The following is a 26,813-nucleotide window of genomic DNA, read 5'->3' as shown; positions in this document are numbered from 1 at the left end:
CTCAGTCGTTCAGGCCGAGCGCTTCCCAACCCTGCGGCGTGAGCTTGACGTACAGTTTTTCCTTCTGCGTGCGCTCGCCGTCGACGGTCCGCCCGAGCACGGGGAACGCTTCCTTGATCTGCGGCTTCCTGGCCCAGGCGGCGACGTTCGACAGCGTGTACGTGTAGATCACGGCCGATTCCTCGTGGTCGCCGACCTTGGCCGGGTCCGCCCAGCGGATCACCTTGTTCAGCGACTTGCGGCCCCAGCACATGCGCGGCTGCCGTCCCGCCGCCGCGTGCAGATACGGCTTCGCGGCGTCGGTCATGACGTAGCGCCTGACCTTGACCTTCAACCCGTTCGGCTTGCCGTCGACAAACGTGCCCGGCAATTCCATGTCCTCGCCCTTGGCCAGGCCCGCCGCTTCCAGCGCCGCCATCTGGCCGGCGACGCCGTCCGGGTACAGCTTCTGCTGGCGCAGGTCGATGTCGTACACGTCGACAGGCCAGGTGATGGGGTCCAGGCACATGTCGCCCTTCTTGTCGAAGTACTGGCTGACGGCGATGCCGAAATTCTTTTCGTTGGCGGAGGTCTTGCTGTCGCAGGCGGACAGCGCGGCGGACAACGTCACGCCAAGGACGAGGGAAATGGCGGTCTTGTTCATGGTGATGCGATTGTACCAAGGCTTGGGCCCGGTCCGTCATACGATCAGCGCGACAACACGACGGAAAAGAACATCAGATCCATGCCGTTATACAGCTTGAACAGCATCGTATTGCGCCCCTTGTGAAAATGCAGCCGCCGCTGCCCTTCGGTGAGATTGCGCGTCGCGAGCTCGGGCTCCATCGTGTAGAACGGCACACGGTACCAGGGCTTGTCGTCGACCTGGCTGCCGATCCACACCAGGCTGTCGTTGAACCACATCTTCGAATCGTCGTCCGCGCCGATCCACACCCACAGGTCCATGTCGCGGTCGAGTGTGATCTCCGTGTACGCGTAATACACCGCGTGTTCCGCGCGCGGGCGCGGTACGGTCGGGTAGCTGTCCTGCTGGTACGTCCAGCGCACGGGCAGGTCGTTCTTGCCGTAGTAGACGGCGTCCAGGTCGACGCCGCGTTCGGGCGGATACACGGCCTTCAGGCTGTCGCGGCCCTGCCCTTCGAACGGGCCGATCACGTACCAGGTGTCGACGAAGACGCGGCTCGCGTACGGGCCGCCCGCACCCAGCACGCGCCCGGCGCCGGGCCGTACGCGTGCCGCATCCAACGGCGGCGGCGCGCGGAATTCGCCGTAGCCGCGCGTGTCGCCGAAGGCATCGCTCGACATATCCAGGCTGCTGCCCGTCAGCGCGCCCGGCGTGGTCAATCCGAGTCCGCTCGCCAGCGCATCGAGCCGGCCGCCCGTCGCCGCCGACGGCGAGCCGGAACGGCCGATGCCGCCGCGGGCAGCGCCGCCCTTGCCGTCACCGTGCGCGTCCGCCCCGCCCTGCGGTCCCGCGCCCGGTGCGCGGCCCGGCCCATTGACGGCGATGCCCTGCCGCTGCGCCAGCACCTGCGCGCGCCGCTCGGCCAGGGCGGCCCGGGCCTGCGCGGCCAGTTGCGCGACGACGGCCTCGGGCGGCCGGTTCTTTGGCACGGGAGGCGCCCGGCGCTGCGCCGCCTCGGCCTTCACGCGTTCGAGCGCCTCGGCCTCGGGGATGCGCAGCACGCGCGCCATCTCGTCCGCGCGGATCTTCTGCCGCACCTGCTCGATCGCGGCGGCCAGCTCGCGCGCGCGGACGGCCGGCTCGCTCGACATCGGCTTGTCCGCGGCGACGCCCGCGCTTTGTTCCAGCGCCTCCTTGATCTCTTCCATCGTCCGCAACTGGCGCCGCATTTCCCGCTGCGCCGTCTGCTGCAGCGACGCGCCGACCGCCGCGCGCACGCCGTCGTCGCGCTTGCGCTCCACGCGCACCGGCCCTGCCGTGTACAGCACGGCCGCCAGCAATGCGTGCGCCCCAAGCGACGCCGCCAGCCAGGGATGACGTGTCGGGAAGCCGGCCATCACCCGTTCACTTCGTCAGGACCAGCGAAAAAAACACCCGGGTCGGGCCATTCGACAGCTTGAAGAACAGCTTGTTGCGGCCTTTCCGGAAATGGACCACGCGCTTGCCTTCGCTCAGGTCGTAGTCGCGCACATAGGTGTTCCTCGTCTCGTAGAACTGACCGAAGAACGAGCCCTTGTTGACGTTCCCGCCTTCCCACACGAGCCTGTCGTTGAGCCGCAGCTGCGCGTCGTCGTCCGCGCCGACCCAGATCGACAGGTCCTGGTCCGCGTCGATCATCAGCTCCGTATAGCCGTAGTACACGGCGTCTTCCGCGGACACCGGCGGGATCAGGGGATAGCGCGCCATGTCGACGTAGTCCCATGTGACCAGGCGTCCGTCCTTGCCGCGATAGGCGCTGCTGCCGGTCGCGCTGGGCGAGCTCGATGCGCTGGCTGCCCAGGTAGTAAAGCGCGATGAGCGGCACCGCATGCAGCAGGAGCGGCGCCACCAGGAACGGATGCCGCCGGATAGGGGCAACCGTCGGGGCGAACGTCGGCGCGTCGTCGAGGGCCATCGTCAGCGCGTGTGCATCGACACCCGGGTGAGTCCCTCGAACTGGCAGAGGTCGAGCACGTGCACGATGTCCTGGTAGCGCGCGGCCTGGTCGCCGTCGATGCGGACCGGCTGCGCCGGATCGCGCGCCGCCTCGCGCTTGAGCAGGTCGTGCAGGGCTTGCGTCGACACCCGCTTGCCGTCGATGTAGAGAGAGCCCTCCGCGTCGACACCGATGATCAACGGCGCCGGACCGGCTGTGGCGGGGTCGAGGCTGACCTGCGACGTCGGCAGCAAGATGCGCATGTTCTTTTCCGGTTTCTTGCCGTCGGGGTGCTTGAACGACGTCGCCGCCATGAAGAACATCAGCAGGAAGAAGATGCAGTCGATCAGCGCGATCAGGCCGATCTCGGGCTGCTCGTCGTCGCCGAGGTCAATGCGCATGGACCACCTCCAGCGTGCGCGCGGGCATGCCGTCCAGCACGCGGTTCAGCTGGCGCTCCAGCGCGATGCCGATGCCGACCATGCGGTTGCGGAAGACGTGGTGCATGGCCAAGGACGGCAGCGCCACCGAGAGCCCCGCCGCCGTGTTGACGAGGGCCTTGGAGATGCCGCCCGCCAGCAGGGTCGGATCGCCCATGCCATTGAAGGCGATGACGTGGAACGATTCGATCATGCCGACCACGGTGCCCAGCAGGCCGACGATCGGTGCGACCGTCGCCACCACGTTCAGCGCATACGCCTTTTGCTGCTGCAGGCGCAGTTCGACGCCCGCCATCTCCGCCACGCGCGCCGCCAGCTTTTCGGCCGGCAGGTGGCGCTGCTCGACCATCCATCCGAGGATGCGCGCGAGGCAGCTGTCGCCGCCGGCCACCCGCTCGCGCAGCTGGTCGAACCGGCCCGCGCGCCACAGCGTTTCCGCATCGAGGGCCAGATCCGGCGGTGCCACTTTCTCCAGGCGGAAGTTGACGAGCCGCTCGAGCGTCACGGCCAGCGCCAGCACGGACAGCGCGCCGATCGCGACGATGCCCAGGCCGCCGTGGAGCAGTTCGGCGGCGAGGTTCAGGCCCTGCGCTCGGGCCGGGAATGCAAGCAGCAACAAGCCGTACAGGCCGAGGCGGGGCAATCTGGACATCGTTTACCTTTCCATGGAAACAACGGATTACGCGCCAATGTAACACAAGATATTCATTGTCCGGCAATATATTTACTACTATTACGCAGTTTTATTGCCACTCAATGGAAATCACAAATTCCATGACCATGAAAAAAGGCGCCCGAAGCGCCTTTGTCGTCCGTTGCAGCTCGCGTTCAGCGAAAACTGAAGTGCTTGTGCCCCAGATAGCTGGTGAACACGGGTACGACGACGCCGACCCCGTGCGCGATCTCGCGCGCGAACGCCGTCACCCCCAGCGCGGGCAACACCCAGTTCACGAGCAGCATGCTGATCGCCCACGTCTGCGCGACGGCCACGACGTTCACGAGGATGAACCAGCCGGCCGCATGGTGCGTGGCCTGCCGGCTTTCGCGGAACACGAACAGCTTGGCCAGCACGAACGCGGTGATCATGCCCGTGAGGTAGGCGAGAATCACGGCCGAGGAAAACGGCATCGTGCGGTTGTACAGGATGCGCGAGCCGAAGTTGATGGCCGCGGCGAAGCCCCCCGTCAGCAGGAAGACGAGGAACTGGCGCGAAGCGAAGCTCTTGATCACGCGCCCGCCTCGCGCGCCATCTTGCGGCCGAAGTCGATGCTTTCCGAGATGCCGCGGTCTTCCGGATAGTAGTACGACGTGTCCGCGACCCACAGTCCGCCCACGGGCAGCTTCGCGGGCGGCAGGCGGTCGAGGTAGCCCGGCTCGCAGATCGGCTGCGCGTAGCGGTAGCGGCTCGCGCGCATGTCGACGAAGTCCGCATCAAGCAGCGACGGATTGATCTTTTGAAGGTAGCGCTTGACCTTGTCGAGGAAGGCCTGGTCGGGCTCCGCGAACTTCGGATGCTCGCCCGGCATGTAGAACGGCACGTAGACGATGTGCTGGTCGCCCATCGGGCGCAGGTTCGTGTATTCGACGAGGCCGGGGATGTCCATCTCCTCGTCGTTCGTGTTGAGCCAGAAGTTCTCCGTGACGGGCTTACGCAGCTTCGCGATCACGCACACGACGGCGATGTTCTTCTTCGAGCGGAACGCGTCGAGCGTGGCGGGCGGCAGGTCGGGCATCACGCGCGGCACGTAAGGCAGCGGGATCGTGCTGATCACTTTATCGAACGGCTCGAACTGGCCGCCCGCTTCCACGCCTTTCACCTTGCCGTCTTCGATAACGACCTTCGTCACGGGCGTCCTCAGGCGCACGATGCCGCCGTGCTGCTCGATGTCGGCGCGCATCGCTTCGAGCAGCGTCGCGGAACCGCCGTCCATATAGCCCAGCTTTTCCTTGAACAGGTTGTAGCGCGAGCGGCCGATGCGGCGGATGCGGCTCCAGATCCATGCGGCCGACAGGTTGTTGCTGTAGTCGTAGAATTTGTAGTCGAACAGGCGGCGCCACAGCACTTCCCACGCTTCCGCGCCGACGGCACCCTTGATCCAGCCGCTCGCTTCGACGTGATCGAGGGGTTTCCAGTCGTCGCGCTTCGTCGACAGGAAGGCGTGCAGGCCGTAGCGGAACTTGGCGGCGAAACTCAGACCGCGGAACTTCAGCAGCGCGACCGGATTGCCCCATTCCTGCACCTCGCCCCTGAACCAGTAGCCCATCTTCGTCGCGACCCAGTGCATGTTTGCCGACAGTCCCAGCTCGTCGAGCACTTTCAGGAAGGCGTGGTCGGAGATCGCGTGGAAGTGGTAGTAGCGCTCGATCGACGTGCCGGAAAAATCGAAGTGCGCGGCCATGCCGCCCACGCGGTCGTCCGCTTCGTAGACGACGGGCTGGTGGCCGTCGCGCGCCAGTTGGTAAGCCACGGCAAGGCCCATCGGCCCCGCCCCCAGGACGGCAATACGCTGCTTCATTCAGAACTCCAGGACGACGTTGCTGTATTTCGGATCGTTGAAGGTTTCGTCGATGGCCTTCGCGAACGGGGTGCTTTGCACCTTGAACATGCCGGGCCAGTCGATCACCTCGAAGCTGTCGCGCGCGACGAGCGCCGCCAGCTGCTGCGTCGTGAACGGCGGGTTCTTGTCAAACTTGCCCCACACCCAGAGCAGCGCGTAGAACAGGCTGTACGGGATCTTCACGATCGGTGTCTTCGAGCGGGTCACGCGCTTGATCTCGCGGATGATGTCGATGTAGTCGACTTCCTCGTGGCCCGAGATGTTGTAGACGCCCGTGATGGACGGGTCCTCGATGCAACCGATGATCACGCTGCAGAAGTCGCCCACGTACAAGGGCTGCCGCATGTAGCGGCCGTGGCCCGGGATCGGGAACACGGGCACCTTGTTCATGAAGCGCGACAGCCAGCCCAGGTGCTTGCGGTCGAACCAGCCGAACATCAAGGTCGGACGCAGCACGGGGCACGGGATGCCGCTCGCCAGCACCATCGCCTCCTGCTCGCGCTTGCTGCGCGTGTAGAAATCGTCGGCGACGGACACCACGACCGAGGAGCTGATGGCGACGAGGCGCGTGTTCGGCTGGCCCTTGATGATGTCGAGCTGGTGGCGCGTCGCGTCGACGTTGTTGCGCACGAAGTCGTTCCAGTCGTTGCCGCCGATCTGCGCCTGCAGCATGACGACGGTGGAACCGTCCGTGAAGTGGCGCGACCACTCGCCCGGCTCGGCCAGGTCGGCGTATTCGACGGTGATGTCGGGCTGCACGCGGCGCAGCACGTCGAGGTTGGCGCGGTGCTTGTCCAGCACCACGATGTTGCGGTAGCCGCGCGACATCAGCCGCGCCACCAGGTTCTGTCCGACCAGCCCGGCGCCGCCGGGCAGGATGATCTTGCGGTTCAAATCATTCATTCTGTTTCCTCATCTGATACCGTACAGCGACACGCCGAGCAGGCGCGCGTCGGGCGACATGCCGTACTGCTTCGGCGAGACGGGATGCGCGATCCTGAGCTCGATGTGCTGCGGCGCGCCCGGCTCCAGACCCAGCGGGATCTTGATCTGGTGGCGCATCTCGAAGTTGTCGAAGTCCCAGCCGCCGGCCGGTTGGCCGTTCACGTAGACGTCGACGTGCTGGCGGAACGATTTCTCCGGCATGAAGCTGCCCAGGTCCAGGTGAACGGCGCCTTTGCGTTGCGCGTCGGCGGGCAGGTTGAGCTCCGCCACCGGGCCGTTCGACCAAACGAAATCGGTCTCGATGTCGGCCCAGCCCTTGCCGAGGATCTTGCGGAAATAATCCTTGTGGTCGACGACCTGGGTGTACGAGACCGGCGTGAGGACGCGGCCATGGCGGTACAGCAGCAGGCCCTGCCCCTGGAAATCCGGCTCTTCCGCGACCATGTCCGCGGTGCGCGCGGGGCGCACGAAGAAGCGCCGCTGCGTATTCAATTCCTCCGGACGGCATCGGCCCGGCTTGGTGAACAGAATGTGCCAGTGCTCGTTAATGCAGAACAGGTCGTCGCCCTGGCGCTTCGCATACAGCTGCAGCGCGACGACGTTGCCCCACACGTATTCCCAGGCGACGCCGTTCTGCTCCACGTCCAGCACGATTCGCCCAAGGCCCGGCTGCTGGCGCAGCGTGTCGTACAGCTGCTTCGACCCCGGGATGTCGTACAGGTCATCGTAGAACACCGGCTTCCTGACCGCGTTGCCGGTGGCGACGACGGCCGCGATGGTGACGATGGCAGCCGCCGCCACGCGCGCGTTCGACCGGACGGCCTCGTACAGGTACAACATGCCCAGGCCCGCGGCCAGCGCCGGCACCGAGTAGTAGAACAGGCCGACGTAGACCAGGTCGAGGTGGTCGATGCCGAATTTGGCGTAGAACAGCAGCGCGACCGACGCCGCGATGAACGCGATGCCGAGCCCGCGCGCGTCGCGCAGCAGGGCCTTCGACGACGCGCGCACGCCCGTCAGCAGCATCAGCGCCACCAGCACGCCCCAAGCCCACGCAAAGCCGGGCTGCCAGAACAGGCCGACGAACTGCAGCGCATCGTTCAACGAGTTGTGCTTGTCGTTGCTGCCGAACGCGATATAGCCGTAGACCGGGCCGGGGAAATCGACGATGGTCGCGATGATCAACGGGACGAAGAACAGGAGCAGGAGGCCGATCGAGACCAGGATGTCGCGGCGATGGCGCACGAGGAAGGTGGGCGTCAGGATGCACATGCTCCGGTTGCGGAACGTGATCAGGAGGTTCGCCGCCAGCATCACGATCAGCGTCACGCCCAGCATCGGGACGAACGACACGTGGCCGTTGATGACGAAACCGCTGGAGACGGCCAGCGCGCGCAGCGCGTCCGTATGGCCCCAGGCCAGGCGCGAGATCGACAGCACGACCACGGCGAACGGCAGGATGTACAGGTCCGGGAACCAGATGCCGAGGAAGACGGACGGTTCGAACAGGCCGAGGGCCGCCGTGAACACCAGCGTGAACATCAGCGCGGGCAGCACGGCGCCCGCCATGCGGCGGATCAGTGCGAAGATCAGCACGATCCACGCTGCGCTGTACAGGCACACGGCCAGCAACTGGCCCGAGAACGGCGACGGCGCGACGTGCAGCCAGTCGTGGAAGATCAATTCGCCGAACGCCAGCACGTACAGGATCGCGGGGCCGGGGTGGTTGACGCCGATGCGCGAGTAATTCCCGTACAGGAGGTGCAGTCGCTTGGCGTCGAGGATCAGGAGACTGTTGGCGCCGAAGTCGCCCATCTCGTGCAGCACCTTGTTCGCATCGATCTGCCACTGGAAGATCATGAGCGCGATGGCGATCGCCAGGAACAACACCACGTTCGGCGACAGGGTCCGGGTGTTCGTGAACGGCTTACGGTCGTCGGCGACGACGGAAGAAGGACGGTTCATCATCATTGAGCTCCTGCGGTGGCGATGGGCGCCGTTGCGGCACCCGCGCGATGTAGGGCGAGGTGGGCCGCCTCGACGTCGGGTTTGCCCGGGACGGGATCGCGCGCGCCGGCCTGGCGCACGTCGTAGCGGCGGTTGTGCGCCACTTCCTCCGGCGTGCACTGGCCCGCGCGCGTGAACGAGATGTGCCAGTGCTCGTTCACGCACACGAGATCGACGTGGCGGCGCTTGGCATAGGCTTGCAGGCCGAGCACGTGGCCCCAGATCTCGCCCCAGGTCTCGTCTTTCTGTTCGAGGTCGAGCACGATGCGGCCGCTGCCCGGCAAGGCACGCAGGCCGTCGTACAGGGCCGGGATGTCCGGGCGGTTGTAGAACACCGTGTACATCGGATCCTGCTTCACCTGATGCCAGATGCCGCCCAGCGCCCACAGGGTCAGCACGGCAGCGACGCCGCTCTTGATGGCGCCCGCGCCGCCGGCCTGAAACACGACCAGCGCCAGCAGCGCGCACGCGAGCGCCGGCACCGCGTAGTAGAACAGCGCGATATAGTTGTAGTCCAGGTTGTCGACGCCGACCTTCACGTAGAACAGCACGGCCACGGTCGCGGCGACGAATGCCACGCCGAGCGCGCGCGCCGCCCGCGCGATGCCGGCGCCGCGCGCGTCCACGAACGACAGCATCAGCAGCAGCAGGCCGCAGACGACGGCCGGTCCGGCCGCCCAGTACGCGAACACGTAGCGCACCGTCTGCTCCAGCGTGTTGCCCTTGTTGTCATGGCCGAATTGCAGGTAGTCGTGGACCGGTCCGGGCCAGTGGCGGACGGTGGCGACCAGCAGGGGCACGAAGAACAGGAACAGGAGGCCGAGCGCCGTCAGCAGCTCGCGCCGGTGCGCGCGCAGCCAGCCGATGGAGAGGACGCGGATCGCGCGGTCGTCATGCGACGCGAGCCAGTTGGCAAGCAGCACCACGATCAGGATCACGCCCAGCATCGGCACGAACGACACGTGGCCGTTGATCAGGAAACCGCTCGCGACGGCGAGGGCCTTGAGGCTGTCCGCATGGCCGTGCACGAGACGCGAGATCGCCACCAGCATGGCCGCATACGGCAGCACGTACAAATGCGGGAACCAGATGCCGTTGACGATCGCATGGTCGCTGCGCGCGATCATCAGCACGGCGACGGTGCCGAACAGGAGCGCGGGCAGCAGCGCGGCGCCGGCGCGGCGCACGAGCGCGACGATCAGCACGATCCAGGCGGCGTTGTACAGGCAACCGGCGACCAGCTGGCCCGACAGCGGCGACGGCACGACGTGCAGCCAGTCGTGGAAGATCAATTCGCCGAACGCCAGCACGTACAGGATCGCGGGGCCGGGATGGTTGAAGCCGACGCGCGAGTAGTTTCCGTAGATGAGGTGCAGGCGCTTGGCGTCCTGGATCAACAGGCTGTTGGCCGCGAAGTCGCCGACTTCGTGGTTGAGCGTACGGATCGGCCCGAGCTGGCTGGCGACCAGCGCGACGGCGACCAGCACGAACAGCAGCGCGCAGGCCCAGAGACGCGAACGTGGGGTATCGAGCATCGCCGTCAAATGTTCATCTTGTTGAAGACGACGGCCGGCAGATGGCGGATCACCATCATGATCAGCGCCCACTTGCCCGGCGCGTACACCACCGGTTTGCCGGCGTTGGCCCCATCCACGATCAGGCGCGCCACCTGTTCGACGGGCGCGAGGCCGCGCTGCGGCAGGTGCGCCGTCATCGGGGTCGCCGTCGGCCCCGGCTTGACCAGCACGACTTTCAACGCGCTGCCGCTGCCCGCCAGCCGGTGCTGCAAGCCTTGCGCATAGCGCGTGACGAGGCCCTTGGCCGCGCCGTACACATAATTCGAGCGGCGCCCGCGGTCGCCCGCGACGGAACCGATGATCGTGATGACGCCGCCGACGGGTTCCATGTGGCCCGCGAACGCTTCCGCGAACAGCACGGGCGACACGCCGTTCACGTCCAGCGCCTCGCAGGCGGCGTCGAGGTCGCGCTGGCATTGCTGCTGGTCGGGCAGCGAGCCGTGCGCGATCAGCACCTGGTGCGGCATGCCCTCCGCGACGACGGCGTCGGCCAGCGCGCGGATGGCGCGCGGGTCGGAAAAGTCGGCGGTGCGTACCGTGACGGTCGAGCCGGCGCCGCGCACGTGCAGGTCGGCGGCCACGCGTTCCAGGCGGGCGGCATCGCGGCCGACGAGCGTGAACGCGACGCCGCCTTTGGCCGCCCACAGGCGTGCGCAATGCTCGGCGATCGAAGAGGTCGCACCGACGATCACGATGCGTTGGAGGGAGTCCGGCATATCAGCTTCCTATCAGACGGCGCGACATCGCCGAGCTGATGCCCGGGTCGCGGTATTGCAAGAATTCGGCGAGGCGCGGGTAGCCCGATTCGAACAGGTCGCGCGGCATGCGCGCATCCTTGGCGGCATAGATGCGCCCGCCCGCGTCGCGCACGATGGCGTCCAGCCGCTCGAACAAGGCAGCGGTTTGCGCGCCGCGGTTGGGAAAGTCCAGCGCCAGGGTGACGCCGGGCCGCGGAAAACTCATCATGCCGCGGCTCGTGCGGTCGCCGAAGGTTTTCAGCACGGCCAGGAACGAGCCCTGCCCCGACGCCTTGATCGCGGCCAGCATCGCCTGGATCGCGGCCTGCCCCGCCGCGCGCGGCACGACGCTCTGGTACTGATAAAAGCCGCGCGGGCCGTACATGCGGTTCCAGTCGTGCAGGTTGTCCAGCGGGTAGGTGTATTTCTCGAAGTGCGCGACGGCGTAGCCGGCCTTGAGCGTGTTGGCGCGGAAGTAGGTCTCGTTGAATGCGCGCAGCGACAGGCCGTTCACCAGCGACACGGGCGGCACGAACGGCACGCGCTTCGGCTTGCGGCCCGATTCCGCGCCGCGGTCCGGGATGGCGGCCAGGTTCGCGCGGAAGAACAGGCCGCGGCCGATGCCGGACAGGCAGTCCACCCACGACACGGTCTGTTCCCAGCCGGCTTCGGAGGTGTCGGCCAGCTGAAAGAATTCGTCGAGGTTGCGGTACGGGACCGTGTCCGTCACGAGCCAGGGGCCCGCCACGCGCCGCAGCTGCAGCTCGGCCTCGACGATCACGCCCGTCAGGCCCATGCCGCCGACGGTGGCGGCGAACCAGCCCGCTTCGAGGTCCGGGCCGCAGTCGATGACGCGGCCGTCCGTGCGCGCGAGGCGCAGCTGCAACACGTGGTCGCCGAAGGAACCCAGCACGTGGTGGTTCTTGCCGTGGACGTCGTTGGCGATGGCGCCGCCGACCGTGATCATCTGCGTACCCGGCGTCACCGGCAGCAGCCAGCCGTGGACGATGCTCATGCGCTGGATGTCGCGCAGCAGCACGCCCGCTTCGCAGCGCAGGCGGCCGGTGCCGGGATCGAAGGCGATGAAGCGATCCAGCCCCGTCATGCGCCACAGGCGGCCGTCCGGATTCAGACAGACGTCGCCGTAGCTGCGCGCATTGCCCTGGGGGAGACCGCGGCCGCCCGCGACGGCCCGCACGGCCTGGTCGCGGTCGGCGAGCGGCACCAGGTCGTGTTCGTGGCTGTCGAGCCGGCCCCACGACGAGACTTTTACCATGGCCACCCGAGCGCACCGATGACGAGCGCGGCGCCGAACGCGAGGCCGGCCAGCCGGCTGGCGCGGTCCTTCACGGCGAACACCAGGGGGTCGTCGTGCATGAGGCCGCGGTGCGCCTGCATCCAGATCCAGCTGATCCAGAAGATCAGCACGGGCACGGCGCCCCACACGGCTTCCGGCCGCGCATACAGCTCCAGCACCACTTCGCTGTTCAGGTACAACGCCAGCACGACGGCCGAAGCGTAGCCCGCGGTGACGCCGAGGTTCAGCACGAGCGGTTCGTCGCTCGTGTAATAGCCGCGGCCATGCACTTTCTGCTTGCCGGACAGCGCCTGCGTCTGCAGCTCGGCATAGCGCTTCACGAACGCCAGCGACAGGAACAGGAACACGGAGAACGCCAGCAGCCAGAACGACAGCGGCATCGACAGCGCCGCCGCGCCGGCCGTGATGCGCAGCGTGTACAGCATGGCGAGCGTGATGCAGTCGAGGAGGATCACGCGCTTCAAGCCCCACGAGTACACGCACGTCAGCACGAAATAAAACAGGAGCCACGGCAGGAACGTGCCGCCGACGAAGGCGCCCAGCGCGAGGCTGACGGTAAGCAGCACGGGCGCCAGCACGACGCCCTGCCACGCGGGCACGGCGCCCGACGCGAACGGGCGCAGGCGCTTGCGCGGGTGGGCGCGGTCGCTTTCCAGGTCGAGCAGGTCGTTGGCGATGTAGACGGTCGATGCGCACAGGCTGAACGAGACGAAGGCCAGCGCGAGGGTCAGCCAGCCGTCGATGTCCATCACGCGGTGCGCGGCCAGCAGCGGCACGAACAGCAGCAGGTTCTTCATCCACTGATGCACGCGCAAGACCTTGCGCCACGCCGCGAGGCCGCGTTTCTGCGGCGGGAATTCGCGCTCGACGTTGCACAGTGCCGCCGCCTTGCGCGCGAGCCCGCGGCCGCCGTTGACGACGATGGCGCGGCGCGCGCGCCGCCACACTTTCAGGTCGGCGCTGGAATTGCCGACATAGTCGAAATTGCCGTGGCCGTAGTGCTTCTCCAGCGCGTCGGCCTTGTGGTCGCCGGCCAGGTTGACGTCGCCGTCGCTGGCCAGGACGTCGTCGAACACGCCCAGGTGGTCGGCCACGGCTTGCGCGATGGAACGGTCGGACGCGGTGCACAGCACGATGCGACGGCCGGCCGCGCGCTCTTCCTTGAGCCAGTCCAGCAGCGATTCGTTATACGGCAGCAGCGCCGCGTCGAAACTGCTGCGGCTGGCCAGCTGGCTCTTGAGGACGGCCTTGCCCTGCAGAAGCCATAGCGGGATGCGCAACACGTCCAAGGGACGGTCGCGCGATACCCGCAGCGCGGATTCGTGCAGCATGTCGGTATGGATCAGCGTACCGTCCAGGTCGACGATGAGGGGAGCCGTGTTCAATTGAATGTCCTGCAGGATGCTGGCGAACTCATGTGTTATTGCCAGACACTGTGAAATACTTAATAGCAAAAGTTCAGTATTATAACCGAGCAATATGAACAACTTATTGATTTCAGCCTTGCGTGCCGAGGGTTTATTGTAAGGATTTGTCATTTTTTTTCGACGATGAGGCCACGATGTTTTCCCATGTCTATATTGGCGTCGGCGACTTTGAACGGGCGCTCGCGTTCTACGGTCCCTTGATGACGGCCCTGGGCCTGGAAGCACGTTTTTGCGACCGGTCGCGCCCCTGGGCCGGCTGGCAGGTCCCTGGCCAGGCGCGCCCTCTCTTTCTGATCGGTGCCCCGTACGACGGTCGGCCGCATGCGCCGGGCAATGGCCAGATGACGGCCCTGCTCGCACCAAGCCGCGCGGCCGTCGACGCGGCGTACGGCATCGCGCTGGCCCACGGCGGCAGCGACGACGGCGCGCCGGGACTGCGGCCCGAGTACCACGCGCATTATTACGGCGCTTACCTGCGCGACCCGGACGGCAACAAGCTGTGCGTGGTCTGCCACGATCCTGTGTGAAGGAACACGATATGCATGCAATCCTCGCCTACACGGCGTTCGCGGTCGGCGTCGCGAGTCCCGGACCGAGCGTCCTCGCCGTCATGGGCACGGCGATGGCCCATGGCCGCGCGCGGGCGTTGGCGCTGACGGCCGGCATCGTCTGCGGTTCGCTGTGGTGGGGCCTGTGCGCCGCGTTCGGCCTGGCCGCGTTGATGGAACGCTGGTCCGGCACGCTGGCCGTCGTCAAGGCGATCGGTGGGCTGTACCTGCTGTGGATGGCCTGGCAGGCGGCACGCAAGGTGCGCGGTGCTGCCGATACGGCAGCGGTCAGGCCGGTGGCCGAGGGCTACGCGCGCACGTGCGCGCGCGGGCTGGCCATGCACCTGACGAATCCGAAGTCGATCGTCGTCTGGCTGTCGGTGGTGTCGCTGGCCCTGCCCGCCGGCGCGCGCCAGGCCGATGCGCTGGCGTTCGTCGTGTCCTGCGCGGCGCTCAGCGCATCGATCTTCTGCTGCTACGCGCTGGCGTTTTCCACCCACGCGGCGCGGCGCGCCTACCGTGCCGGCGAGCGCTGGGTGAACGCCATGCTGGCCGGCGTGTTCGCGTACGCGGGCGTGCGCATGCTGCTCGCGAGCCAGGGGCGCTGAAGCCGGAGGTGACAATCTGCGTATTTATGGCAGAGGGCGGCGTGCTAAAGTCGCGCCGCACTTACAACAAACCGCCGAGACTCTATGACCCTGTTTTCCCTGCGCGTCCGCGCCATCCCATCCATTCTTCTTGCCCTGTGCGGTACCGGCGCCGCGCAGAGCCAGGAGCCGCCGGCGGATCTCCGCAAGACCATCGACGACGCGCGCCGCGAAGCGCAACAGCTGGAAGTCAGGCTTGCGGCGCTGCCGTCCCGATGCACGCTCGGCAATGCCGCGGGCGCGGCCGGACATTGGCTTGCCACGTCGAATGCCGCGCCCGTCCCCGGTCAGCCGTACGCGTTTGTCTTCACGTTCAAGGAGCCCGTCCAGAGCGGAGCCTTCCGTATCGCACTGAATCCGAAAGCCCTGCAAAAACTGGAGCAAGTGGAAAGCCGTGACGCCCACGGCACATGGAGCGTGGCCTGGACCGGTGCGCAGAACGGTGCGCCGGCCGGTTGCGAATTCGTGAAATTGGCGCAAACGTTCCCGTCCGGCGGACATGACATCACCGCGTTGCGCGTTACCGTCCGTCCCGACAAGGAAAAAATCGTGGTTGCCGATGCGGCCGTGCTCAAGGCCGACTGAGCGCCGGCCCCGGCAGGATCAAAGCAGAACCAGATTATCCCGATGCACGAGCTCGGGCGCCTCGACGTAACCGAGGATGCTTTCGATCTCGCTGGACGCGTGGCGCATGATGCGTTTGACTTCGCCGCTCGTGTAGTTGGTGAGGCCGCGCGCGATCTCGCTCCCCGCCTCGTCCACGCAGCTCACGAGGGCGCCGCGGCCGAATTCGCCGCGCACGCCCGTGACGCCGATCGGCAGCAGCGACTTCCCTTCTTTCAGCAGCTTGTTCACGGCGCCGGCGTCCAGCACGAGCTGGCCGGCCGTGTGCAGATGGTCGATCATCCACTGGCGGCGCGCGGTCAGGCGCGCGGTCGGCGCGGTCAGCTGCGTGCCGATCGCTTCGCCATGCGCGAGACGCGTCAGGACGTTGTCCTCGCGGCCCCAGGCGATCACGGTATGCGCGCCAGAACGGGCCGCGCGCTTGGCGGCCAGCACCTTCGTCAGCATGCCGCCCCGTCCGATGCTGCTGCCGGCGCCGCCGGCCATCGCCTCAAGAGTGACATCGCCGGCCTGCGCTTCTTCGATCAGGCGCGCGGAGGGGTCCTTGCGCGGGTCGGCCGAGTACAGGCCCTTCTGGTCGGTCAGGATGACGAGGGCATCCGCCTCGATCAGGTTGGCGACCAGGGCGCCCAAGGTGTCGTTGTCGCCGAACTTGATCTCGTCCGTGACGACGGTGTCGTTCTCGTTGATGATCGGGACGACGCCCAGGCGCAGCAGCGTCGTGAGCGTGGAGCGCGCGTTCAGGTAGCGTTCGCGGTCGGCGAGGTCGGCGTGCGTGAGCAGCACCTGCGCCGTCTTGACGCCGTGGCTGCGGAAGCTCGTTTCGTAGATCTGCGCGAGGCCCATCTGGCCGCAGGCGGCGCAGGCCTGCAGTTCGTGGATGTCGGTCGGGCGCGAAGTAAAACCGAGGCGCAGCATGCCTTCGGCGATGGCGCCGGACGACACGAGCACGACTTCCTTGCCGAGCGAACGCAGCGAGGAGATTTGCGCGGCCCAGCGCGCGATGGCGCCGTGGTCGAGGCCCCGGCCTTCGTCGGTGACGAGCGAAGACCCTACTTTGACGATGATGCGGCTGGCTTGGAAGATGGCGGATTTAAGGACGGAGTTCATGGCGACGGTCGGATTGACAGGAAGCGTCCTTGCGGGCGCAGGCCGATCAGCGCCAGGCCGACCGCCAGCTCGATCCCGCTGACGACGAACAATAAGCCCTGGGGCAGGCCGATCGCGAAGGCCGCGACGAAGCGGCCGAGCGGCTGCGCCAGGATGAACAATGCTGCGAGGTCGCCGAGGAGGGGCTGGTCGCCCTGCCTGGCCGCCAGCAGAGCCAGCCCCGCGGTGGCGAGGCGCACTCCGACGTAGAGGGCGTAGAACTGGCTGTAGCCGTTCACGCCGACGAGGAACAGTCCCATCGCATCCGCCATCCAGTCCGGATTCAGCAGGGCCGCGAGCGCGGCCAGCGACTGCGCCGTGGCGCAGGCCGACAGCAGCCGGCTGCGCAGCCGCGCGCGCAGCATGCTGCTTGCGATGTGGGCGATGGAGACTGCCAACGCTCAGTCTTCGAGGATCTTGAAGCGCGGATCGTCCGGATCGATCGACGAGATGCCGCGCGCTTCCTCGGTCATCTGCGTCTCTTCCGAGCGCTGCGCCGAGTGGCGCGTCTCTTCGAGATACTTGTAGATCGCATGCACGAGGTCTTCGCAGCCTTCGCGGTTCAGCGCCGAGATCTCGAACACGGGCCCCTTCCAGGCCATGCGCTTGACGAAGTCCTTGACGACCTTCTTGCGCTCATCGACGGGCACGACGTCCAGCTTGTTCAGCACGAGCCAGCGCGGCTTGTTGACGAGTTCCTCGTCGTACTTCTCGAGTTCCTTCACGAGCGCCTTCGCTTCCTTGACCGGGTCGGTCTTGCCGTCCATCGGCGCGACGTCGACGATGTGCAGCAGCAGGCCCGTGCGGCTCAGGTGGCGCAGGAACTGGTGACCGAGGCCGGCGCCTTCCGCCGCGCCTTCGATCAGGCCCGGGATGTCCGCGATGACGAAGCTCTTCGCATGCGAGACGCGCACGACGCCCAGGTTCGGGTGCAGCGTGGTGAACGGATAGTCCGCGATCTTCGGACGCGCATTCGACACGGCCGTGATGAACGTCGACTTGCCGGCGTTCGGCATGCCCAGCAGGCCCACGTCGGCCAGGACCTTCAGCTCGAGGCGCAGTTCGCGGCGGTCGCCTGGCTTGCCGTCCGTCTTCTGGCGCGGCGCGCGGTTGGTCGACGTCTTGAAGTGGATGTTGCCCCAGCCGCCCTCGCCGCCCTTGGCCAGCAGTTCGACCTGCTCGTGCTCCGTGAGGTCGGCGACGATCTCGCCGGTCACGTCGTCGACGATCAGCGTGCCGACCGGCATGCGCAGGTAGACGTCCTCGGCACCCTTGCCGTAGCAGTCGGAGCCGCGGCCCGGCTCGCCGTTGCGCGCCGTGTGGACCTTGGAAAAGCGGAAGTCGACCAGCGTGTTGACGTTGCGGTCGGCGACTGCGTAGATCGAGCCGCCGCGGCCGCCGTCGCCGCCGTCCGGACCGCCGAACGGGCGGAATTTCTCGCGGCGGAACGAGGCGCAGCCGTTGCCGCCGTCGCCGGCGATGACTTCGATGCGTGCTTCGTCGATAAACTTCATGATGAGACCACCAAAAACGATAGGCTGTGTCACTGTTAAAAGCGGACCGGGCATCCATGATAGACGAACGGCCGCGGAACGTTCCGCACTTAACGGTGACAACGCCAAAAATTAAAAAGGCCCTACCGGAGGGCAGAGCCTATCGATTGCAAGGCTTGACGCCTTACCGCGCGGGGCCGTTGGGCCCCGCTGCCGCTTGAATTAAGCAGCGACTGCTTCGCTTGCTACGACGGTCACGTACTGCTTCGAACCGACGCCTTGCTTGACGAACTTGACCGTGCCATCGACCAGGGCGAACAGGGTGTGATCCTTGCCCAGGCCAACGTTGGTGCCCGGACGAACCTGGGTACCGCGCTGACGCACGATGATGCCGCCGGCGTTGATCGCCTGGCCGCCGTAGACTTTCACGCCGAGGCGTTTGCTTTCTGAGTCACGGCCGTTTCGCGTAGTGCCGCCGCCTTTTTTGTGTGCCATTTCAAATGCTCCTTGATTAGCTGAAGAAGGGACGCGCGGCGATTAGCCGTTGATCGCAACCACTTGGATTTCGGTGTAGTTCTGGCGATGGCCTTGACGCTTCTGGTAGTGCTTACGACGACGCATCTTGAAGATACGCACTTTGTCGTGACGACCATGCGAAACCACAGTCACGCGAACCGAAGCACCTTCCACCAGCGGAGCACCAAATTTGATGCTCTCGCCCTCGCCGACGGCGAGAACCTGATCGATAGTGAGTTCGGAACCAATGTCTGCCGGTATCTGTTCTACTTTGAGTTTTTCGCCAGCGACAACTTTGTATTGCTTGCCACCGGTTTTTATGACCGCGTACATGATTGAGAAACCTCGTTGATTGTTAAGAAATATTCCCGTGAGCCAGCGAAAGGAACAGCCAGGGATTCAGGGAACAGAGGATTATACATGGGATGCTGCGGGGCGTCAAAACCTATGAGCGCTGTTCCCGCATGTTGAGAATCAGGAACACGCCCGCATGAGAAATCGCGGCTGTTCCAAGGTTGGCGACTTCGGTACTTCAGCATAGAAGGAATAGTGCCGGGGCACTGTTCCCGCCTGCGCGGGAATGGCATGCTCTTGCCGGCGTCCCGCACTACCGCTGGGAAAAAGGGCGACTTTTGCTTGCATGTCGTATAATCGCGACTCAACAAAATCTATCCGCATCCAACGTCAGCAGGTCCGCCTTGTCCGCCGCCACCCAAATCGCACAACAGAACTCCCTCACCCGCACGATCGCAGCCGACATGGAGGCCGTCAACACGGTGATCCGGCAGCGGCTGCAGTCCGAAGTCGCGCTGGTGAACCAGATCGCCGAGTACATCATCAGTGCCGGCGGCAAGCGGATCCGTCCCGTGCTGGTGCTGCTGCTGGCGAACGCCTACGGCTATCAAGGCACCGGCCATCACGAGCTGGCGGCCGTCGTCGAATTCATCCACACCGCCACCCTGCTGCACGACGACGTCGTCGACGAATCCTCGATGCGCCGCGGCCGCCAGACGGCCAATGCCATGTTCGGCAACGCGGCGTCGGTGCTGGTCGGCGACTACCTGTACTCGCGTGCGTTCGAGATGATGACGAGCCTGGACAATATGCGCGTCATGCAGATCCTGTCGCGCGCGACGACCGTCATCGCGGAAGGTGAAGTGCTGCAGCTGCTGAACATGCACGATCCGGACGTCACGCAGGAAAGCTATCTGCGCGTGATCCGCTCCAAGACCGCCAAGCTGTTCGAAGCCGCCGCCCAGCTGGGCGCCCTCGTGGCCGGCGCGAACGACGGCCAGATCGAAGCGGCCGGCGAATACGGCCGCTCGCTGGGCACCGCGTTCCAGCTGATCGACGACGTGCTCGACTACGCGGGCGACGCCGCCGAGATCGGCAAGAACGTGGGCGACGACCTGCGCGAAGGCAAGCCGACCTTGCCGCTGATCTACGTGATGGAAAACGGTACGACCGAGCAGCGCGAACTGATCCGCACCTGCATCGAACAGGGCGACGAAACCCATTTCAACGCCGTGCTGGCAGCCGTCACGAGCAGCGGCGCGCTGGACTTTACGCGCCGCGAAGCGGAGGCCGCCGCCCGTCGCGCCGCCGCCGCCATCGCCGACCTGCCGGAGAGCGAATACAAGGCGAGCCTGCTGCAGTTATGCACCTTCGCTGTTGACAGGAACCATTGAGGCAACTATAGTAATGCCTTCCCGAGATTTCGGCGACGAAGTCTCAAACAGTCGGGGTGTAGCTTAGCCCGGTAGAGCGCTACGTTCGGGACGTAGAGGCCGGAGGTTCGAATCCTCTCACCCCGACCATCTGTTTTTTCCCCTTGTTTGCAGCGCCCTACGCAACGCCCTTCCGGGTCGAGCAGCTGCGTCAAAGACTACCTACCGTCGGGGTGTAGCTTAGCCCGGTAGAGCGCTACGTTCGGGACGTAGAGGCCGGAGGTTCGAATCCTCTCACCCCGACCACAGAATTCCTGCAAAACAGCGGCTCGATGGCCGCTGTTTTCGTTTATACCTCCCTATTCCTCTTCGACGATCGCCACGCCCCAGGGCTTCAGCGCCAGCTGCTGGCCGCGCGGCCACCTGACGGCCGGACAACAGTTCCGTACCGCTCGCAAAACCATAGCCGAGGCGCTGCGGCGTGGCGGAATAGTTCAGCACATACCGCCCCCGATGACCGTCCTGCAGCGTGCCGCCGCGGACGATGAGCGGGAAGCGTACGCTCGGCAGCGCGATGCCCGCGCGCTTGACCTGGTCGGCCATGATCTCGTCGATGACCGCACCGAGCGGCATGAAGCCGACGCAACCCACCTCCCCGCCGCCATACGCGTTGCGCGTGACGGCCGCATAGCCCGGCCTGGATGGATGCCGGAAGCGGGCGATGACCTGGGCGGTGGTCGGCTCGAGGAACTCCAGCCACCAGCGCGCCTTGTTGTCCGCACCGCCGACCTTGAACGGATCGCCCGCCAGCGTCACGTCCACGGGGTTCGTAAACTGGCGCTAGCGCACGCCCGCCGCCGCGCTGATCGCGCCCGGCTGCACGGCATACCGCACCTTCGTGTTCTCGTCCGAGAACCCGCTGCGGAACGTGGAACGCGTCGAAGCGCGCCTGCGCGGTGTTGCTGACATAGGCCGCGACCTGGTTCTTCTTGCGCACCACGACGCAACTCGACAATGCGCGGGGACGGCCGTTGTGGCTCGTCAAAGCGGCATCCCCATCGGTGACTAGATTGGATGCCATGGTCATCCGATACCACATCACGGCCGGCGCCGGCACGACGGCCGGCGGCAAAGTCCTGTCGGGCAGTTCGACCGATTCGATCGACGGCGCACGCGTCGCCTGTGCGGGCGATCCGGTCTCGTGCCCGCAATGCCACGCCACGGGCGTGATCGAGCCGGACGGGCCGCGCCTCAGCGACCGCTTCGACGGCAGGGAGAAGGCACTCAGCGACGATGTGTGCCGCTGCAAGTGTGACCCGCCGCCGCGCCTGGTCGCCAGCCAGACGCTGTCCAGGCAGATCGTCGGCGCCTTCTAACAAGCACAGCGCCAGGCCGCGTTGCCGTGGCCTGGCGCTGGTCGACCTCGATGTGGCTTACTTGCCCGACGCTGCCCGCATGCGCACCGCCAGCGCGGCCACGCTCGAGCCGACGGCCAGGGCCACGATGCCGTTCCAGCCCCACGCGGCCAGCGCCTGGGCGCCGAGGGCACCGCCGGCGGCCATGCCGACGAACATGGTCGTCATCAGGATCGCGTTCAGGCGGCTGCGGGCTTCCGGTGCGATGCCGTAAACGATCGTCTGGTGGGCGATCAGCGTGGCTTGCACGCCCAGGTCGAAGCCGACGGTGGCCAGGGCCAGCAGCACCAGCTGCGCTGCGCTCGACAGGTGCGGCATGGCGAACATGACGGCGAACGAGGCGACGCTCAGGGTGGCGCCGAGGCGGGTCACCCACTGCGGGCCGCGGCGGTCGGCCAGGCGGCCGGCGAACGGGGCCGCCAGGGCACCGACGGCACCGGCCAGGCCGAACGAACCGGCAGCGGCGGAACCGAGGTGGAACGGGGCGCCATGCAGCATCACGGCCAGCGTGGACCAGAAGGCCGAGAAGCCGATCGCCAGCAGGCCCTGGGCCGTCGCGGCGAGGCGCAGGGCGCGGTGCTGTTTCCACAGCCCGGCCAGCGACGCCAGCAGGGCCGGATAGGCATTGGCGCTCGTCGGCTTGAAGTTCGGCAGCCAGCGGGCCAGGACCGCAGTCGTCAGGCCGGCGACGGCGGCGGCGCCGACGAACACGGCGCGCCAGCCGAACGCTTCGGCGACGAAGCCGCCGACGACGCGCGACAGCAGGATGCCCAGCAGCAGCCCCGTCATGACGGTGCCGACGATGCGGCCGCGGTGCTCGGCCGGGGCCAGGGTGGCGGCCGCCGGGACGATGTCCTGGGCGACGGTGGCCAGCAGGCCGACGGCGAGGCTCGCGCCCAACAGCACGGTCAGGTTCGGTGCGGCGCCGATGGCCAGCAGCGCGGCGGCCAGCAGCAGCGATTTCGCGACGATGATGGTGCGGCGGTCGAAGCGGTCGCCCAGCGGCGCCAGGAACAGCAAGCCGAGGGCGTAGCCGAATTGCGTCAGGGTCGGGATCCAGCCAACGGCCCGGTTGCTGGCGTGCAGGTCGGAGGCCAGGATGCCGAGCGTGGGCTGGCTGTAGTAGAGGGCGGCGACGGACAGGCCGGTGCTTGCGGCCAGCAGGAAGATCAGAGGCGAGGTCAGCCTCGTTTGGACCGGTACGGCAGTCGCGGCGGTGTGTGCGATGCTCATGGTGTTGACTCCGTTGAGTGATGTTGCAGCGCATTATGAAGGTGGGCGTGCCGGGCGTGTAGCAGCGGCCGACGTCAAACTGTTATACGATGCGCGTATGAGCACAGATTTTTCGGGCATCAATCCTACTGCCGACCGTATGATGCTGGTCGAAACCTTCGTCCGGATCGTCGATGCCGGCAGCCTGTCCGCCGCCGCGCGGGCGCTCGCGACGACGCAGCCGACGATCAGCCGGCGCCTGAAAGCGTTGGAGAAATCGCTGGGGGTGCGCCTGCTGCAGCGGTCCACGCACGCGATGAAGCTGACGGACGACGGCATGCGCTGCTATGCGCGGGCGAAGGAATTGATCGCGGGGTGGCAGGAGTTCGAAAGCGAGATCCGGGGCGCCGTGGACGAACCGGTCGGGATGCTGCGCGTCGTCGCGCCGCACGCGTTCGGCCAGCAGCAGCTGGTGGCGCCGCTGGCCGAATACCTGGCCCGCTATCCGCGCATGACGGTGGACTGGACGCTGCACGACCGCACGCCCGACTTCATCGGCGAAGGCATCGATTGCGCGATCCGCGTGGGGGAGATCGACGATCCGTCCGTCGTGGCGATCCGGCTGGGCGACGTGCCCCGCATCGTCGTCGGGTCGCCCGCCCTGCTCGAGGGCGGCGCCGTGCCCGCGCATCCGGACGAGCTGGCGCGCCTGCCCTGGATTTCGGTCAGCCATTTCTATCGGGACGAGGTGGCGCTGACGCATGCGCAGCGCGCCGAGGCCGTACGCGTGAACATCCGGCCGCGCCTGTACACGGACAACCTGTACGCGATGCGCAACGCCGTCGTGCTGGGTGTGGGCGCGGCGATCGGTTCGCGCTGGGCGCTGCGCGAGGAACTGGACGCGGGCCGCCTGGTGCAGCTCGTGCCGGAATGGCAGGCGTCGCCGCTGCCGATCTGGCTGATCTACCCGCCGGCGCGTTTTTATCCGGCGCGGCTGCGGCGCTTCATCGACATCATGCGGGTGGCGGTGCCGCGGGCGTTCGGCATCGTGGCGCCGCGACCATCAGCCGTCGTTCCCGCGCAGGCGGGAACCCATTCTGAGCGCACGAAGTAGGTTTCGCAAACCTACCGTACGGTTTCCGAGATACCGAATTCCGTTGCCCGGCATGGAGGAACAGCCAGCGGGCTGTTCCGCCTGCGCGGCAACGACGTGGTCAGGCTTCAGCCACCTGCGCCTCGGCCAGCAGCGACCGGATCTCCGGAATGCACGACCCGCAATTGCCGCCCGCCTTCGTGCACGCCGTGACGGCGGCCGCGTCGCACAGATTGTTCTGGCGGATCGCGATTTCGATCGTCTTGCGGCCCACGCCGAAGCACGAGCACACGGTCGGTCCCGCGTCGAAGCCCTTCTCTTTCGCGCGGCCCGCCAGGAGGCTGATGCGGTCGGCGGGTTCCAGCTTGTCCTTGTCGAACATGCTCGCGAGCCAGGCGCGGGCCGGCAGGTCGGCGCGCTGCGCGACGAACAGGCAGGATTCGATGCGGCCGTCGACGAGATGCGCGGCGCGTACCATGCCGCCGTTCTTGTCTTCCACCTCGATCCAGTCGGCGTCCTCGTCGTGCACGTCCAGCAGGCGCCGCGTCCAGGCCGCGGCGTCGGCGAAGGGCTTGCGCCCGGCCAGTTCGTAGCGGATGAAATCCTTGCCCTGGATGCGCGTCCAGTTCGCGGCCTCGCGCAGCGGCAGTTCCGTGCGCGACAGGATGAAGCCGTACCACGTGACGCCGAACGGCTCGATGCGCACCGGCGTGTGCTTGAATTCCGGCTCGCCGGACACGGGGTCGACGGCCGGGTTGACGACGGTGCCCACGCGCGCGTCGGACGCCGTCTGGCCGCTCCAGTGGATCGGCATGAACACGCTGCCGCGCGCGATGCCGCCGCCGTGCTGCACGCGCGCCACGACGGCGCCCCAGTCGCTCGTCACGCGCGCCAGTTCGCCCGCCTTCACGCCGCACAGCAGGGCATCCTGCGGGTGCATGTCGATGAACGGTTCCGGGACGTGTTCCGCGAGTTTCTGCGAGCGGCCCGTGCGCGTCATCGTGTGCCACTGGTCGCGCACGCGGCCCGTGTTCAGCACGAGCGGGTAGTCGCCGCCGGGCAGGTAGGCGGGTGCGCGCGGTACCGTCGGCACGAAGCGCGCGCGGCCGTCGCCGTGGGCAAAATGGCCGTCGCCGAACAGCCGGGCCGTGGCCTCGCCCGGCGTGCGCACGGGCCACTGGACGGGATCGAGCGCGTCGTAGTCGGCGCGCGTCATGCCGGCCAGGCCCTTGATGTCGAACACGCGGCGGCGCTGGCCGTCGGTGCCGTTCTTCCACCCGGACAGGCGCGCGTGCTCGTCGAAGATCTCGTGCGCGGAGGTGAACTCGAAACCCGCATAACCCATGCGGCGCGCGACGTCGCAGATGATGTCCCAGTCGGCGCGCGCGCTGCCCGGCGCGGACAGGAAGGCGCGCTGGCGCGAGATGCAGCGCTCCGAATTGGTGACCGTGCCATCCTTCTCGCCCCAGCCGAGGGCCGGCAGCAGCACGTGGGCCGCCTCGTTCGTATCCGTGCCGAGAACGATGTCGGAGGCCACCACCAGCTCGCACTTCTCGAGCGCGCGGCGCGCCTGGTCGGCATCGGGCAGGCTCACGAGCGGGTTGGTCGCCATGATCCACACGGCCTTGACTTTGCCCTCCTCGATGGCGCGGAACAGGTCGACGGCTTTCAGGCCCGGCTTGTCCGCCACGCGCGGCGAACCCCAGAAGTCCTGCAGCGCGGCGCGCTGCGCGGCATCGTCGAGATCCATGTGCGCGGCCAGCATGTTCGCGAGGCCGCCCACTTCGCGCCCGCCCATCGCGTTCGGCTGGCCCGTCAGCGAGAACGGGCCCATGCCCGGACGGCCGATGCGGCCCGTGATCAGGTGGCAGTTGATGATCGCGTTGACCTTGTCGGCGCCGCTCGTCGACTGGTTCACGCCCATCGTGAAGGCCGTCACGACCTTCTCCGTATTCGCGAACAGGTCGTAGAAGCGCTCCAGGTCGCGCGGATCGACGCGGCAGGTCCTGGCCACGTCGGCCGGCGAACCGGCTTTGGCGGCCGCATCCAGCGCGTCCGCGAGGCCGGTCGTGTGCGCGTCGACGAAACCCTCGTCGGCCGCATGCCCGGCCAGGTGGCCGAACAGGCCGTCGAACAACCACACGTCCGTGCCCGGCTTGACGGGCAGGTGCAGGTCGGCGATGTCGCACGTGGCCGTGCGGCGCGGGTCGATGACGACGACCTTGAGTTCCGGCCGCTCCTGCTTCGCGCGCGCGATGCGCTGGTACAAGGTCGGGTGGCACCAGGCCGCGTTCGAGCCGACGAGCACGATCAGGTCGGCCAGTTCGAAATCCTCGTAGTTGCCCGGCACGACGTCCTCGCCGAACGCGCGCTTGTGGCCGGCCACGGCCGACGACATGCACAGGCGCGAATTCGTGTCGATGTTCGCGCTGCCCACATAGCCCTTCATGAACTTGTTGGCGACGTAGTAGTCCTCGGTCAGCAGCTGGCCGGAGACGTACAGCGCGACGGCTTCCGGGCCGTGTTCGGCGATGACGCGCGCGAAGCCCTGCGCGACCTTGTCCAGCGCTTCGTCCCAGGAGGCTTCGCGCAGCGTGCCTCTCGGTTTCCCATCCTCGCGCACCATCGGCGCGAGCAGCCGGCCATGGTTGCCGAGCGTCTCGCCCAGCGCGGAACCCTTCACGCACAGGCGGCCCTGGCTGGCCGGGTGGGCCACGTCGCCCGCGATGGCAATCGCGCCGTCCTGCCCGACCTGGGCATTGACGCCGCAGCCGACGCCGCAATACGGGCAGGTCGTACGGACGGTAGTGGGGATGGCTGACAACTTCATGAAAACTCCT

General features: G+C 66.9%; 28 protein-coding genes and 2 tRNA genes. 8 read left to right on the top strand and 22 right to left on the bottom strand.

Features of this window, described 5'->3' with window-relative positions; all coding sequences use genetic code 11:
• Position 1 precedes the first annotated feature (1 nt).
• From BVG12_RS25675 to BVG12_RS25615, 13 genes are all read right to left on the bottom strand, one after another.
• Positions 2–643: an SEN1982 family lipoprotein gene (locus BVG12_RS25675; RefSeq protein WP_075794868.1), complete on the bottom strand. Its 642-nt coding sequence runs from the start codon at positions 641–643 to the stop codon at positions 2–4.
• Positions 644–687: 44 nt separating this feature from the next.
• Positions 688–2,022, bottom strand: coding sequence for a hypothetical protein (locus tag BVG12_RS25670; protein ID WP_075794867.1), 1,335 nt, complete (start codon positions 2,020–2,022; stop codon positions 688–690).
• Positions 2,023–2,029: 7 nt separating this feature from the next.
• Complete coding sequence (locus BVG12_RS25665) at positions 2,030–2,494, bottom strand: hypothetical protein (RefSeq protein WP_156895739.1); 465 nt, start codon at positions 2,492–2,494, stop codon at positions 2,030–2,032.
• Between the two features lie 87 nt (positions 2,495–2,581).
• On the bottom strand, positions 2,582–3,001 hold the full coding sequence (locus tag BVG12_RS25660) for an ExbD/TolR family protein (RefSeq protein ID WP_075794865.1): 420 nt from the start codon (positions 2,999–3,001) through the stop codon (positions 2,582–2,584).
• Entirely contained in the window at positions 2,991–3,692 is a 702-nt protein-coding gene (locus BVG12_RS25655; RefSeq protein ID WP_083685402.1) for a MotA/TolQ/ExbB proton channel family protein, read from the bottom strand. Before BVG12_RS25655 ends, BVG12_RS25660 begins: the two co-directional genes overlap by 11 nt.
• A gap of 176 nt (positions 3,693–3,868) precedes the next feature.
• Entirely contained in the window at positions 3,869–4,270 is a 402-nt protein-coding gene (locus BVG12_RS25650) for a GtrA family protein (protein WP_075794863.1), read from the bottom strand.
• Complete coding sequence (locus BVG12_RS25645) at positions 4,267–5,556, bottom strand: NAD(P)/FAD-dependent oxidoreductase (RefSeq protein WP_075794862.1); 1,290 nt, start codon at positions 5,554–5,556, stop codon at positions 4,267–4,269. The genes BVG12_RS25650 and BVG12_RS25645 overlap by 4 nt, the downstream gene beginning before the upstream one ends.
• Positions 5,557–6,501, bottom strand: coding sequence for an NAD-dependent epimerase/dehydratase family protein (locus tag BVG12_RS25640; protein ID WP_075794861.1), 945 nt, complete (start codon positions 6,499–6,501; stop codon positions 5,557–5,559).
• A gap of 9 nt (positions 6,502–6,510) precedes the next feature.
• Positions 6,511–8,514, bottom strand: a complete 2,004-nt coding sequence (locus tag BVG12_RS25635; protein ID WP_156895738.1) for a hypothetical protein — start codon at positions 8,512–8,514, stop codon at positions 6,511–6,513.
• Positions 8,511–10,085, bottom strand: coding sequence for a hypothetical protein (locus tag BVG12_RS25630; RefSeq protein WP_156895737.1), 1,575 nt, complete (start codon positions 10,083–10,085; stop codon positions 8,511–8,513). Before BVG12_RS25630 ends, BVG12_RS25635 begins: the two co-directional genes overlap by 4 nt.
• A gap of 5 nt (positions 10,086–10,090) precedes the next feature.
• Positions 10,091–10,843 (bottom strand): SDR family NAD(P)-dependent oxidoreductase, encoded by a 753-nt coding sequence (locus tag BVG12_RS25625; protein WP_075794858.1) that lies wholly within the window; start codon positions 10,841–10,843, stop codon positions 10,091–10,093.
• A gap of 1 nt (position 10,844) precedes the next feature.
• The gene (locus tag BVG12_RS25620) at positions 10,845–12,140 is read right to left on the bottom strand and encodes an FAD-binding oxidoreductase (RefSeq protein ID WP_075794857.1); all 1,296 of its coding nucleotides are present in this window, start codon (positions 12,138–12,140) and stop codon (positions 10,845–10,847) included.
• Complete coding sequence (locus BVG12_RS25615; RefSeq protein WP_075794856.1) at positions 12,134–13,567, bottom strand: UbiA family prenyltransferase; 1,434 nt, start codon at positions 13,565–13,567, stop codon at positions 12,134–12,136. The genes BVG12_RS25620 and BVG12_RS25615 overlap by 7 nt, the downstream gene beginning before the upstream one ends.
• Before the next feature lie 176 nt (positions 13,568–13,743).
• On the opposite strand from BVG12_RS25615, the gene BVG12_RS25610 reads away from it, so the two are divergent.
• From BVG12_RS25610 to BVG12_RS25600, 3 genes are all read left to right on the top strand, one after another.
• The gene (locus BVG12_RS25610; RefSeq protein ID WP_075796559.1) at positions 13,744–14,136 is read left to right on the top strand and encodes a VOC family protein; all 393 of its coding nucleotides are present in this window, start codon (positions 13,744–13,746) and stop codon (positions 14,134–14,136) included.
• A gap of 11 nt (positions 14,137–14,147) precedes the next feature.
• Entirely contained in the window at positions 14,148–14,765 is a 618-nt protein-coding gene (locus BVG12_RS25605) for a LysE family translocator (protein WP_075794855.1), read from the top strand.
• An 84-nt stretch (positions 14,766–14,849) separates the two neighbouring features.
• On the top strand, positions 14,850–15,389 hold the full coding sequence (locus BVG12_RS25600; protein WP_075794854.1) for a hypothetical protein: 540 nt from the start codon (positions 14,850–14,852) through the stop codon (positions 15,387–15,389).
• An 18-nt stretch (positions 15,390–15,407) separates the two neighbouring features.
• Here BVG12_RS25600 and proB read toward each other — a convergent pair whose 3' ends face one another.
• The 5 genes from proB to rplU form a co-directional block, all read right to left on the bottom strand.
• The gene (gene proB, locus BVG12_RS25595) at positions 15,408–16,538 is read right to left on the bottom strand and encodes a glutamate 5-kinase (RefSeq protein WP_075794853.1); all 1,131 of its coding nucleotides are present in this window, start codon (positions 16,536–16,538) and stop codon (positions 15,408–15,410) included.
• Positions 16,535–16,975, bottom strand: a complete 441-nt coding sequence (locus BVG12_RS25590; protein ID WP_075794852.1) for a hypothetical protein — start codon at positions 16,973–16,975, stop codon at positions 16,535–16,537. Before BVG12_RS25590 ends, proB begins: the two co-directional genes overlap by 4 nt.
• Positions 16,976–16,978: 3 nt before the next feature.
• Positions 16,979–18,091, bottom strand: coding sequence for an Obg family GTPase CgtA (cgtA, locus tag BVG12_RS25585; RefSeq protein WP_075794851.1), 1,113 nt, complete (start codon positions 18,089–18,091; stop codon positions 16,979–16,981).
• Between the two features lie 201 nt (positions 18,092–18,292).
• On the bottom strand, positions 18,293–18,565 hold the full coding sequence (gene rpmA, locus BVG12_RS25580; RefSeq protein ID WP_075794850.1) for a 50S ribosomal protein L27: 273 nt from the start codon (positions 18,563–18,565) through the stop codon (positions 18,293–18,295).
• Between the two features lie 42 nt (positions 18,566–18,607).
• Positions 18,608–18,919, bottom strand: a complete 312-nt coding sequence (gene rplU, locus BVG12_RS25575; protein WP_036230184.1) for a 50S ribosomal protein L21 — start codon at positions 18,917–18,919, stop codon at positions 18,608–18,610.
• A gap of 365 nt (positions 18,920–19,284) precedes the next feature.
• Here rplU and ispB point away from each other — a divergent pair, with 365 nt between their 5' ends.
• The 3 genes from ispB (at position 19,285) to BVG12_RS25560 (ending at position 20,559) form a co-directional block, all read left to right on the top strand.
• Positions 19,285–20,274 carry an octaprenyl diphosphate synthase gene (gene ispB / locus BVG12_RS25570; RefSeq protein WP_075794849.1) on the top strand — a complete coding sequence of 330 codons (990 nt, stop codon included), beginning with the start codon at positions 19,285–19,287 and terminating at the stop codon, positions 20,272–20,274.
• Between the two features lie 52 nt (positions 20,275–20,326).
• Positions 20,327–20,403 (top strand) — tRNA-Pro (locus BVG12_RS25565).
• Positions 20,404–20,482: 79 nt separating this feature from the next.
• Positions 20,483–20,559, top strand: a tRNA-Pro gene (locus BVG12_RS25560).
• Here BVG12_RS25560 and BVG12_RS25555 read toward each other — a convergent pair.
• Together BVG12_RS25555 and BVG12_RS35560 are read right to left on the bottom strand one after the other, a co-directional pair.
• Positions 20,548–21,075 carry a beta-galactosidase trimerization domain-containing protein gene (locus BVG12_RS25555; protein WP_075794848.1) on the bottom strand — a complete coding sequence of 176 codons (528 nt, stop codon included), beginning with the start codon at positions 21,073–21,075 and terminating at the stop codon, positions 20,548–20,550. The genes BVG12_RS25560 and BVG12_RS25555 overlap by 12 nt on opposite strands.
• Positions 21,076–21,093: 18 nt before the next feature.
• A complete protein-coding gene (locus BVG12_RS35560) occupies positions 21,094–21,222 on the bottom strand; it encodes a hypothetical protein (protein ID WP_267877471.1) in 129 nt (42 codons plus the stop codon).
• Between the two features lie 110 nt (positions 21,223–21,332).
• Between BVG12_RS35560 and BVG12_RS25550 the strand changes: the two genes are divergently transcribed.
• A complete protein-coding gene (locus tag BVG12_RS25550; RefSeq protein WP_075794847.1) occupies positions 21,333–21,629 on the top strand; it encodes a PAAR domain-containing protein in 297 nt (98 codons plus the stop codon).
• 57 nt (positions 21,630–21,686) lie between these two features.
• Here the strand turns inward: BVG12_RS25550 and BVG12_RS25545 are convergent, their stop codons facing one another.
• A complete protein-coding gene (locus BVG12_RS25545; RefSeq protein WP_075794846.1) occupies positions 21,687–22,901 on the bottom strand; it encodes an MFS transporter in 1,215 nt (404 codons plus the stop codon).
• Between the two features lie 97 nt (positions 22,902–22,998).
• On the opposite strand from BVG12_RS25545, the gene BVG12_RS25540 reads away from it, so the two are divergent.
• Positions 22,999–23,994: a LysR family transcriptional regulator gene (locus BVG12_RS25540; RefSeq protein WP_075794845.1), complete on the top strand. Its 996-nt coding sequence runs from the start codon at positions 22,999–23,001 to the stop codon at positions 23,992–23,994.
• A 100-nt stretch (positions 23,995–24,094) separates the two neighbouring features.
• On the opposite strand, the gene BVG12_RS25535 is transcribed toward BVG12_RS25540, so the two are convergent.
• Positions 24,095–26,803 (bottom strand): nitrate reductase, encoded by a 2,709-nt coding sequence (locus BVG12_RS25535; protein WP_075794844.1) that lies wholly within the window; start codon positions 26,801–26,803, stop codon positions 24,095–24,097.
• Positions 26,804–26,813 lie beyond the last annotated feature (10 nt).

The sequence above is a fragment of the Massilia putida genome, assembly GCF_001941825.1.
Lineage (GTDB): Bacteria > Pseudomonadota > Gammaproteobacteria > Burkholderiales > Burkholderiaceae_D > Telluria > Telluria putida.
The sequence above is the reverse complement of the archived record's forward strand: the minus strand, read 5'-3'. Positions and strand labels throughout refer to the sequence as shown.

Excerpts from the sequence above, each read along its gene's own strand:
- BVG12_RS25670 (WP_075794867.1), bottom strand. The coding sequence starts at position 2,022 with ATGGCCGGCTTCCCGACACGTCATCCCTGGCTGGCGGCGTCGCTTGGG.
- BVG12_RS25660 (WP_075794865.1), bottom strand. The coding sequence starts at position 3,001 with ATGCGCATTGACCTCGGCGACGACGAGCAGCCCGAGATCGGCCTGATC.
- BVG12_RS25675 (WP_075794868.1), bottom strand. The coding sequence starts at position 643 with ATGAACAAGACCGCCATTTCCCTCGTCCTTGGCGTGACGTTGTCCGCC.
- BVG12_RS25625 (WP_075794858.1), bottom strand. The coding sequence starts at position 10,843 with ATGCCGGACTCCCTCCAACGCATCGTGATCGTCGGTGCGACCTCTTCG.
- BVG12_RS25635 (WP_156895738.1), bottom strand. The coding sequence starts at position 8,514 with ATGATGATGAACCGTCCTTCTTCCGTCGTCGCCGACGACCGTAAGCCG.
- BVG12_RS25610 (WP_075796559.1), top strand. The coding sequence starts at position 13,744 with ATGTTTTCCCATGTCTATATTGGCGTCGGCGACTTTGAACGGGCGCTC.
- BVG12_RS35560 (WP_267877471.1), bottom strand. The coding sequence starts at position 21,222 with ATGTCAGCAACACCGCGCAGGCGCGCTTCGACGCGTTCCACGTTCCGC.
- BVG12_RS25630 (WP_156895737.1), bottom strand. The coding sequence starts at position 10,085 with ATGCTCGATACCCCACGTTCGCGTCTCTGGGCCTGCGCGCTGCTGTTC.
- BVG12_RS25605 (WP_075794855.1), top strand. The coding sequence starts at position 14,148 with ATGCATGCAATCCTCGCCTACACGGCGTTCGCGGTCGGCGTCGCGAGT.
- BVG12_RS25640 (WP_075794861.1), bottom strand. The coding sequence starts at position 6,501 with ATGAATGATTTGAACCGCAAGATCATCCTGCCCGGCGGCGCCGGGCTG.
- BVG12_RS25600 (WP_075794854.1), top strand. The coding sequence starts at position 14,850 with ATGACCCTGTTTTCCCTGCGCGTCCGCGCCATCCCATCCATTCTTCTT.
- BVG12_RS25545 (WP_075794846.1), bottom strand. The coding sequence starts at position 22,901 with ATGAGCATCGCACACACCGCCGCGACTGCCGTACCGGTCCAAACGAGG.
- BVG12_RS25665 (WP_156895739.1), bottom strand. The coding sequence starts at position 2,494 with ATGCGGTGCCGCTCATCGCGCTTTACTACCTGGGCAGCCAGCGCATCG.
- rpmA (WP_075794850.1), bottom strand. The coding sequence starts at position 18,565 with ATGGCACACAAAAAAGGCGGCGGCACTACGCGAAACGGCCGTGACTCA.
- BVG12_RS25540 (WP_075794845.1), top strand. The coding sequence starts at position 22,999 with ATGAGCACAGATTTTTCGGGCATCAATCCTACTGCCGACCGTATGATG.
- BVG12_RS25655 (WP_083685402.1), bottom strand. The coding sequence starts at position 3,692 with ATGTCCAGATTGCCCCGCCTCGGCCTGTACGGCTTGTTGCTGCTTGCA.
- BVG12_RS25645 (WP_075794862.1), bottom strand. The coding sequence starts at position 5,556 with ATGAAGCAGCGTATTGCCGTCCTGGGGGCGGGGCCGATGGGCCTTGCC.
- BVG12_RS25550 (WP_075794847.1), top strand. The coding sequence starts at position 21,333 with ATGGTCATCCGATACCACATCACGGCCGGCGCCGGCACGACGGCCGGC.
- proB (WP_075794853.1), bottom strand. The coding sequence starts at position 16,538 with ATGAACTCCGTCCTTAAATCCGCCATCTTCCAAGCCAGCCGCATCATC.
- BVG12_RS25535 (WP_075794844.1), bottom strand. The coding sequence starts at position 26,803 with ATGAAGTTGTCAGCCATCCCCACTACCGTCCGTACGACCTGCCCGTAT.
- rplU (WP_036230184.1), bottom strand. The coding sequence starts at position 18,919 with ATGTACGCGGTCATAAAAACCGGTGGCAAGCAATACAAAGTTGTCGCT.
- cgtA (WP_075794851.1), bottom strand. The coding sequence starts at position 18,091 with ATGAAGTTTATCGACGAAGCACGCATCGAAGTCATCGCCGGCGACGGC.
- BVG12_RS25620 (WP_075794857.1), bottom strand. The coding sequence starts at position 12,140 with ATGGTAAAAGTCTCGTCGTGGGGCCGGCTCGACAGCCACGAACACGAC.